Here is a 1,899-nt window from a genome sequence, read left to right on the forward strand (position 1 = left end):
AAACCCCTTTTTGCCGATGTGGATCGGGATTCCCAGAATATTACTGCCGAAACTACCCGTGCCATTTTAACAGAAGACACCAAAGCCATTATTTTCGTCCATCTGGCCGGTTTGCCTTGTGATATGGACCCGATAATGAATCTGGCTGCAAAACATAATCTCTATGTGATCGAAGATTGTGCCCAGGCCCATGGCGCAAAATACAAAGGTAAATCGGTGGGCAGTATTGGCCATATTGGTGCCTGGTCATTTTGTCAGGATAAGATTATGACCACCGGTGGTGAAGGCGGTATGGTCACCACAAATGACGAAGTCCTTTGGAAAAAAATGTGGTCCTTTAAAGACCATGGTAAGTGTTACGATGCGGTGTATAACACTGATCACCCAAAAGGTTACCGCTGGCTTCATAATTCCTTTGGTACTAACTGGCGTATTACAGAAGTGCAGTCAGCTATTGGCAGAATCCAGTTAAAGCGTATGCCTGAATGGACACGAAAGCGGCAAAGTAATGCGGCTGCAATTACCGAAGTTTGCAGAACGATTCCTGCTTTGCGTGTTCCGGAATTCCCCGCTTATATGGAACACGCCTGCTACAAACATTATGTATTCCTGCGTCCTGAAATGCTCAAGACTGGTTGGGATCGTGACCGTATTGTGGATGAAATCAATACAGCAGGCATTCCCTGCTATCAGGGTTCCTGCTCCGAGATTTACCTGGAAAAGGCATTCGATAATACGGATTTTCGTCCAAAAAACAGGCTTGCTGTTGCAAGGGAATTAGGTGACACAAGTTTGATGTTCCTGGTTCATCCAACACTAACAGCTTGTGAGATTTCTAAAACCGTTGAAGGCATTCAAACAGTGATGAAAGAGGCTTCTCTTTAACTGATTCGCGTGCATGAGATATAGGAAATCTTCCTTTTCGTAAATGTGACAGATTATCAACGGACAGCCTTTTTATGAGAGATAAATTACTCTCCTTGCCAAGATACCAAAAACATTTGCTGATCTTGGCAGTGGATACGCTTTCCATCTGGTTGGCGTTGACTCTTGCATTCTCAGTGCGGCTCGGTTGGGGGGATTTTTACCAAAACCTGCGTAAAGCATCGCCCAATGCGGGCGGTGATATAAGCAACAAGCCCGTAGAGGGCTTGCAGAACCGGAAGTCTTAAGTATTTACAGGTGTTTAGAGTTTCTGTAATATTCTCTGCATGAAAACAAAACGTGCCTACAAAGAACGATTCTACCCAACGCCAGAACAGGAAATACTTCTTGCTCAGTCGTTTGGCTGTGGCCGTTTTGTCTACAACAACACTCTTCGGTTCCGCACTGATGCCTACTACAAAAATGGGCAATCTATCTCCCATTCCGAGGCAGAAAAGCGGCTTGTATCGCTCAAGAAAGAGTTCCCATTTCTGGCTGACGTTTCCAGCGTGATCCTGCAACAAACACTCAGGGATCAGCAAGAAGCCTTCAAGAACTTCTGGGCTGGCAGGGCTAAATACCCTAAATTCAAAAAAAGGCATTCAAGGCAAAGTATACGGCTGACAAAGGCCGCTTTCAGCATGAAAAAAGGCCAACTGTTCATCGCCAAAAGCAAAGAACCGCTGAATATCCGCTGGAGCCGACCACTGGCTTCTGAGCCTTCCAGCATCACCATCAGCAAAGATCGGGCAGGCCGGTACTTTGTTTCCATGCTCTGCGAATTTGAATCAAAACCAATGCCTGTTTCCAGCAAGACAGTAGGCATTGATTTAGGTTTAACCGATCTGTTCATCACCTCGGACGGTAAAAAATCCGGCAATCCCCGTCACACCCGACGCTATGAGCAAAAGCTCGCCTATCTTCAGCGTCAACTGGCTAAAAAGCAGAAAGGCAGTAACAACCGAGCCAAAGCAA

At 45.9% G+C, this 1,899-nt stretch carries 3 protein-coding genes; all 3 read left to right on the top strand.

From position 1 onward, the window contains the following. Positions 1–885 (top strand): DegT/DnrJ/EryC1/StrS aminotransferase family protein (locus tag KDK15_RS20025; protein WP_257297166.1); only part of this gene is annotated, 885 nt, incomplete at its 5' end. A gap of 74 nt (positions 886–959) precedes the next feature. Then, the gene (locus tag KDK15_RS20030; RefSeq protein WP_257297167.1) at positions 960–1,172 is read left to right on the top strand and encodes a hypothetical protein; all 213 of its coding nucleotides are present in this window, start codon (positions 960–962) and stop codon (positions 1,170–1,172) included. A gap of 39 nt (positions 1,173–1,211) precedes the next feature. After that, a partial coding sequence (locus tag KDK15_RS20035) for a transposase (protein ID WP_257297168.1) occupies positions 1,212–1,899 on the top strand: 688 nt, incomplete at its 3' end.

This window comes from Endozoicomonas sp. YOMI1, from assembly GCF_024606345.1.
Taxonomy (GTDB): Bacteria; Pseudomonadota; Gammaproteobacteria; order Pseudomonadales; family Endozoicomonadaceae; genus Endozoicomonas.

Excerpts from the sequence above, each read along its gene's own strand:
- KDK15_RS20030 (WP_257297167.1), top strand. The coding sequence starts at position 960 with ATGAGAGATAAATTACTCTCCTTGCCAAGATACCAAAAACATTTGCTG.